This window comes from Enterococcus sp. LJL90 (assembly GCF_056924355.1).
Genome location: NZ_JBXPBQ010000025.1, coordinates 1 through 7921, shown reverse-complemented (window position 1 = coordinate 7921; position 7921 = coordinate 1). Strand labels below are relative to the sequence as shown.

Sequence of the window (7921 nt, the reverse complement as noted above, 5' to 3'; positions counted from 1 at the left end):
TCCGTTTGAACGAAAACAATATATAAGCCATCTAGCTTTAAGCTAAATCCTTTTTCCCATTCTTGAAAAAGAGTACAACCTAACTCTTGAAGTAAAAATGTATAGAATTTTTTAGACTTCTTTAAGTCTTTGACATTTATTTCAATATGATTTATCACGTCATTCACCCCTCAAAAATTATATCAAAAATACCGTTAAAATTTTCACTTGGAATAACGTAACTTATGTAAATTAAGAAGCTAGCTCTTTATGGGCTTGCTTCTTTTTATAAAGAGGATTATGTGAAATATATTTAGCAGCGACCATAGCTATGCTGACAAATACCCTATTTAACTTTGATCATCCTCCCATACATAATCAGAGTAAAATTTTTGAAAGATAGTTTCTCGATTAGTCTCATTTTGTTGAACAAAATTTCTGCTATAGATCTCCATTGAAAACTTAAACACTTTACTATTTGCTTCATTTTTGAAACGTATTAGTCTCTATGCTACACTTTTTGAAAAGGCTAAAAAGGTGGTCATTATGTCAGCGATTGTCAACTTTACACCAAATTATCAGGATAGCGAGCTCTTCAGCAAGATTTAACTCCCTAATGAACAAGTCCAGTTAGTAAATGATATCAATAAGCTTAAAGAGATGTAGAGAAGGGTCACTCTTGAAGAACGAAAGAGACAAAAAAAGACCTAATAGTTCAACAAAAAAAGAAATAGTATTAATACAAAAAAGCAATCTGTCTTTTTTAAAACAGATTGCTTTTTTGTATTAGTAAGGATTTCAACCGCACCGTATAGATAAAATGACGAGAAAAAGGTTTATTTTAACTTTATAAATACATCTTGTTTTAATTAAGAATAGGAAATTTTCATTAACTTAAAATTTCTAATCAAATTTGTCTTCTTATTTATTATATGTTCTGAGTTATTTATTGTCAACGCACTTTTTTTTTGGCTTTACTGACAATTTTTTATTTAGTAGAATAAACCGTCAAACAAACTGAAAGGGTGCTTTTATGAGTCGACAAGGAGAAAATATATATCATAGAAAAGATGGCCGTTGGGAAGGTCGATACATTAAAGGGAGAAAATTAGACGGATCTATTCGATACGGCTATGTGTATCGGAATACTCGAGAAGAAACAAAACGCGTGTTGGACGTATTTAAATCAAGCTATCAACCCACGGTCATGAAACCTAGACCAGAAATTGGTCTTACTTTCAAGGAATGGGTGACGGTTTGGTTCAGGCGGATAGAGCTACAGGTAAAAAAGACTACACTTTCTAATTATCACTATAAATTAAACAAGTATATTTTACCCATTTTCAAACACAAAAAATTATACGAAATTAATGAAGAAAGTATCTATTCATATATTGAAGAGCTTCAAAATAATGACTTAAGCATGAGTTCGATTCAGTCTATCTTTACCCTATTTAAACAAATACTGTCTTCAGGATTGTCTCGTATACAATGTGACGCTACATTTTTGTCCCTCATCAAATTACCGAGAAGGGACTGGACCAAGGTGACGGCCCTCTCATTATCCGAACAAAAAAAAATATCTTTAGCTGCGGACCAAGAACCTGAAAAGAAGGGTTTACCTGTTTTAATTGCTTTACACACGGGAATGCGAATAGGTGAAATTGCCGCACTAGAATGGCACGACATAGACTTTGATAAAAATATCATTCAGGTTTCAAAAACATGTCAACGTATACTAGATCAAGGAAAAACAACTGCTAAAACTTACATACACATTGATGAGGCGAAGACCAAAAATTCAATTCGAGTGATTCCTATGACCCCATATCTAAGAGAGAAATTGATACACTACAAACATAATAATGCAACGAACAGATGGGTATTTGCGAACAATGATAGTCCATGTGAGCCAAGACTACTTACAAATTATTTTCATACAATAAGAAAAAAAGTAGACCTTACGCATATTCATTTTCATCAGTTACGTCATACCTTTGCGACACGTTGCCTTGAAGCACTCTCAGATATACCTACAGTGAGTGCATTGCTCGGACACAGATCTACTCAACTAACACTGGACGTTTATTCTGATGTCTTAATGGACCAGCGAATACATACAATAAAAAAAATAGCTGCCTATATTTCTTAAAAAAAATAATGTGCTAGTAGAGTCATAAGTTCAAACGAATAATGTAAGCGCTATCTATGAGGGTTTTGCTGCGATAAGCCGTCATTCGCCGTCAATAGTTTACGAATAATGTTGATGCATCAAGCTTTTATTTTTTTCCTATTCTTAATTAAAACAAGAAAAAATATAGTTGAAATCCAATACTTATGTGAGAAATTTCAAAACACGATATGAATTAAGATATAAAGGAGAAAATGGAGATGAATAAATATTATTTTCGGGGTAGTTTTATTTTAGTTATTATATTCATGTTAATACTGGGTTTTGCACAGCTTCAATTTGGAATGACTGCTACTTCGGCAGCAGAAGACTCCAATGGAGACTATTCCAATGAACTTACCTATTCTCAGTGGGGAGGGACAGATAACACGTGGGGCGATGAACCCGCTAATGATAGTAATATCATTCACGTATACACATATGCACAACTAACAAAAGCACTAAGAGGTACGTTTACCTCTAGCGATGGAAATGATGCCGCAGATGGAATTGCGTATGCAAATAAAAATAGTTTTTCTTATATCAAATTAATGAATAATATTGACAATAGTAATTATACATCTGCTTTAGGAACAGCTGTAGATATAAGCTTAGCCCAACAAAGAAGTGTTGTAATCGACGGAAATGGGTTTTTCTTATCCACGGGACAATACTACTATCGCTGGGGGGCAGGAGGCAACAATGGATCTGCCTATGCAATTAGCGTGTACATCAAAAATCTTGATATGTATTCACAGAATCCATATGGTTGTTTTTCAAACTGGTTCAATAGATACTCATCTTTTGTTTATGATGGAGTCAGTTACACAGGCTCACAACTAAGTGCTTCTTACTTAAGTACGCAGGTCTTTAGAAATACTAATACTATAAAAAACGTAAACAGTTTTACGCATCCTACCACCGGAAACATTGTGAACTGTTACAATTCGAATGTATCTTCGGGCCTAGAAGGTAGACGTGTGTATGTTCAAAGCGGAAGTAATACTACCTTTAATACTGTAACAGGAGATGGAGTTATACTTGGCGCTTATATGTCAGAAAGTGTCACGACGAACGCACCTATTCTTCATATTGAGTCTAATGCGACTTTGAATGTCACTGCAAGTGGCAATGGGGGTGAATCTTATACCTATAATTCCACAAACGGCGGGGTTTATGCTGGAGTAAATATTCAAAACGGAGGGAGCTTAACACTAGGGACAGGGGCTACAATGAATGTGGATGTATCAGGAACTGGTCGTGCAGGTGTTAGGTTAACCGGAGGTAATTCTAACAAGATAACAACTGTCGATTTGTTAGATAATGCTAAATTAAACGTTGTAACGGATGGCCCAATGGGTATGAATCAGTCTGGAATATTTGGTGTAGATGATACTACATACTCTTATTACGCAGGGCTCTCTCTATATAACTATTCCAAAATTAATTTGGCTGGATCAGGAGCTGAGCTTAACGTATCCATGTCCAACGCAAATTATTACCGTTCAAGTTCGCTTGGTTTCTCACCTGGCATTTACATGGGGACAAATAGTAATGTTTACGTTGCTTCTGAAGCTTCAATGAATCTTACAATGGATGGGTCATTTGGTTCTGCACTGAAAATGGTCGGCACAAACTCAGAGTTTTTAGTTGAAGATAACGGGAGTGTTAATTTTGACTTTTTAAATCAATCTGGGACTGCCTATACGGGAACAAGTACGTCTTCGGCATCGTTAACAGCAACTAACAATTATCAAGCAACATCTGATATGGTATACGTAAATGCAGGAGCTTTTTCAATAGGTGAATTAGGAACTTTTACTATAAAAGTTTCTGATGGAACTGGAACACGAAATATGTTGTATGCAGGTAATGGAAGTTTTTCTTTCTCAGATGTAGAAAAAGTAGACTTAGATGCGCAAGGAAATAATAATGTCCAACTTGTGAATATGGCAGGTAATTTCGCGGCGGATATCCAAGGAATTTACGCGTGGAATAAGAACAATAGTGTTACTACCACTGAGGGGGCAGATTTTACATGGATACCAATTTATAATGCAACTATCCCTTATACACGTTCTAGTAGTGGAACAGTTACTGTTGGTTCTGTTACAGCAAGTAGCACCAATACAACAACTTCATCAAGCTTCACATCAAACTATGATACGACAAAATTTAACAGGGTACTTTTTGAACACATACCTGATGTAGAAGTATCGATAGATGAGGTTTCAGATAACGTAACTCAAACAAATGGTACACAGATTTCTGGCATCACGAATCCAAATGCCTATGTGCTAATCTCGGTGAACGGAACTACTTTAGGAACTACGTTAGATACTGGCTCCTTGAATATGGCTGGCACTGAAGTTTACTATAATGTGCAAGCAGATGCCAGTGGAAATTATTCTCTCTCTATCCCAACGACTTCCACTTTATATGTGGGAGATACTGTTACTGCATATAGTTTCTTAAATGGCAAGGAGAATACAACGACCACAACTGTAGTTGATGAGACACCTCCTGAAGTTACAACTAAGACGTATTATGCCTATGTGGGAGATACGGCTCCAGCCGCAAGTGCGTTTGTGAGTACAATAACAGATAAAGGCGTAACGGATACGAGTAGCTACCCTGTCAGCTATGCTGATTCAACTGATATGGCTACCTTGATGCAAACTGCTGGAACAAAACAAGTTAGCCTAACTGTATCTGACCTTGCTGTAGATAGCGCGGGACTCTCTGCACCAAATACTACGACAACAACAGCTGAACTAATAGTTTATGATAGTTCCACGAACCTTAGTGGAGACTCAGTGGAGTTGTCTTATGCGGATATTCGTAATATGACAGATAGTGAGCTAAGTACCTATATTTTATCCAAGTGTAACCCAACTGCATATAGCGTATCTGGGGGAGAAAAAACTAGTTGGTCAGATGTAAATGACTTTACTGTAACGGATTTAGGTAGTTTAAGCGGATTGAAAGATATTTCACCTAATACGCCATATACTGTCACAATCAGTCTTCCATCTTCTGTATCGGGACTGGATTCTGATATAACTGGAACCATTAGCGTTACTGTCATCAATATGAATGCTGTCGTCACAGTTCAATTTGAAAACGAAGCAGGAACGATCTTAGAGGGCTACACTTTAACAGCTGGAGAAGAAGATACAAATAGTATTGTTACCCCTATCTATGTGGGAGATTCTATTGATTTAACATCTACAACGTATGCAAAAGTACAAACACAACTTAGTGCATTAGAAACAGCTGGATATGAAATTGTATCACGTCCAACAGATGAGACAGCTTTGAAGATTACAGATACCACTCAAACGGTTACCTATACTGTCAAAGGGTTACTATTCTTACAATCAGCTCCCACTTCCGTTGATTTTGGGAGTCTGACATATAATGCAAAAACGCAGCGTGTGGATAATCCTACGACGTCTGGGAAATTAATCATTACAGATACTCGTGCCTCTAAAACAAACGGATGGATACTATATGCAGCAGTGACAACCGAAATGAAAAATACAAGCACAGGCTCCATCATGAGTGACGCGATCCGATACGTCACAAATGATAAGAAGGAAATAACCCTAAGTTCTAGTAATCAAGCAGTATATACCAGCACAACAGGTGGCACGACAGATATCACCAGTGGATGGGGAACAACATCGGATACGGCAGGATTAAAACTGGTAGCTGACCCAACTAAAACAACCGTTTCAAGTGTGGGAACTTATTCTGGCGTTATCACATGGACAATCATGGCAGGTCAACCATAGAGGAGGAGAAACACATGAAACTAGAATTGAAAGTTCTCTTTTTCTCCTGTCTGGTAATCTGCCTGATAGGGATGTTACCTCTTAGAGCTGCTGCCACTATAGGCAATGGAGGGCAAGGGACAGTAGAAGGGGGCATCACTTTCTATGAGGAGTCTACCAATTCTTCCAGCTCTACGTCTACTAGTCTACCTAGCACTGGAGGAAAACTTCCTCAGACAGGCGAACAAATCAGAAATTATAGTGTACTTGGTGGAGGAATTCTCCTATTAGCTTTACTTTTTTTCTTCTATCGTCGGAGGAAAAAAGAGAAGGAGGAACGTGAATGAGAAAAAAATGGATAGTGGGTATCGGATTAAGTTTCTTTACGTCTCTTTTCTGTGTTCCTCAAGTATACGCAAGTAGTCAAGAAGCTAATGGAAAGGTGACTGTTGAAGATCCAGGAATAAGTAACTTAGTGGATCCGGAAGCACCTTCCATGGTAGTGAATCCAGGAGAAGGACCTTCTACGACAGGAGCTTTGCGTATTGATTATATTTCAAGTTTAAACTTCGGTTCACAAAAAATTAACGACACCAATCGAACGTACCTCTCCTTAGCTCAACAATTTTATGACGAGACAACTGCCAGAGGTTTTTACATTCAAGTGAGTGATTATAGTGCTGAATCTTCTGGTTGGAATTTGACAGTTACGCAAAACCAACAATTTCATAGTGATATTATACAAGACTTAGAGAATCAGGAATTGACGGGCGCTGTCCTATCTTTTGACAAAGGATGGGCCAATACCAGTGGTGCCAGCGGCACCCCCACGGTTACTCGGGATACGTTAGCTTTGAATGAGATGGGTATCGCATATACAGTGGCAAGTAGTGAAGCTGGTCAAGGAAAAGGGGTCTGGCTAATTGAATTTGGTGCATCGGAAACGAACACCTCTAATCAAGTTCCCACTTTATCTCCTCTAGAAGATGCTTCAGGAAAAGCGGTACTTGACAATGTCACTGACAAACAAGCATATAGTAATTCTGCTGTCACTTTGACAGTACCCAATGAAACCAAAATTTACCCAGTACAATATACCACTACTCTCACGTGGACATTGGAAGCAGCACCAACACGGTAATAACACATTATCCATGACAATTTGAGCATTGACTCATTTGTAAATAAACAATCTACCATATTAGGAGGAATAAAAATGAAATTCAAGACATTAAGTGCAGTGGCTTTATTGGCAGTAGTAGGAATCGCTACAACAGCTCCAGCAGTTACAAATGCTGCGACACCATCTTCTCAAACTTCACAAGGAACAGTCAAAGTTGAGGCTGGTTCACTAGATCCAGGTAAAGATGGCGTACCCGATCCAGAAGGTGGGAAAACAATTCCAGGTGTAGACCCTGTAATTCCTAACCCGACATCTCCTGGAGATAAAGGTATTACGGCCGTAACAAATTTAAATTTTGGTACCATTAAAGTCGGAACAGGCACAGCTTCAGCACAACCAGTTACCATTACAGATACAGTTACTGCGGAAGACGGAAGCACTACATCAACAACGCGAAAACGTGGTAACCTAATTTCTTGGGGAGATGTCACTGGTGAATATACTGGCTACACTATCAGTGGACAGTTGACAACTCAATTTACAAATTCATCAGATCAAAGCGTATTAACAGGTTCAGAAATTGCTTTTATCAATCCATTAATGGCAACGAGTGGCGAAGGAACAATTGCAGATTCAGGTAAAACAGCAACTCAAACACTTTCTATTGACGGTGGAGCTAAGACATTTGTTACAGCAGCTGCTGGAACTGGTTCTGGTCAATGGACGCTTGAATGGGGTAGCACAACAGACGGTACTGGCGCAACTGACACAACCGTCGGAACCGTCGGTTCTTCTGTCAACTTAACGATTCCAACTTCTGTCGCAAACTCTATGACTAAAGGAACGTATACAGCTGTAGTGACTTGGACAATG

6 protein-coding genes are annotated in these 7921 nt (G+C 38.1%); 5 read left to right on the top strand and 1 reads right to left on the bottom strand.

What is annotated here, in order from left to right; all coding sequences use genetic code 11:
- A partial coding sequence (locus AC1Z3S_RS19560; RefSeq protein ID WP_461741771.1) for a VOC family protein occupies positions 1-158 on the bottom strand: 158 nt, incomplete at its 3' end.
- Positions 159-1012: 854 nt separating this feature from the next.
- Here AC1Z3S_RS19560 and AC1Z3S_RS19555 point away from each other — a divergent pair.
- The 5 genes from AC1Z3S_RS19555 to AC1Z3S_RS19535 form a co-directional block, all read left to right on the top strand.
- Positions 1013-2131, top strand: coding sequence for a tyrosine-type recombinase/integrase (locus AC1Z3S_RS19555; protein WP_461741770.1), 1119 nt, complete (start codon positions 1013-1015; stop codon positions 2129-2131).
- Positions 2132-2370: 239 nt separating this feature from the next.
- Positions 2371-5946 (top strand): beta strand repeat-containing protein, encoded by a 3576-nt coding sequence (locus AC1Z3S_RS19550; RefSeq protein ID WP_461741769.1) that lies wholly within the window; start codon positions 2371-2373, stop codon positions 5944-5946.
- 14 nt (positions 5947-5960) lie between these two features.
- A complete protein-coding gene (locus tag AC1Z3S_RS19545) occupies positions 5961-6272 on the top strand; it encodes an EF2685/EF0750 family sortase-dependent surface protein (protein WP_461741768.1) in 312 nt (103 codons plus the stop codon).
- Positions 6269-7066 carry a WxL domain-containing protein gene (locus tag AC1Z3S_RS19540; protein ID WP_461741767.1) on the top strand — a complete coding sequence of 266 codons (798 nt, stop codon included), beginning with the start codon at positions 6269-6271 and terminating at the stop codon, positions 7064-7066. Before AC1Z3S_RS19545 ends, AC1Z3S_RS19540 begins: the two co-directional genes overlap by 4 nt.
- 75 nt (positions 7067-7141) lie before the next feature.
- Positions 7142-7921: WxL domain-containing protein (locus AC1Z3S_RS19535; RefSeq protein WP_461741766.1), on the top strand; the 780-nt coding region annotated here is incomplete at its 3' end.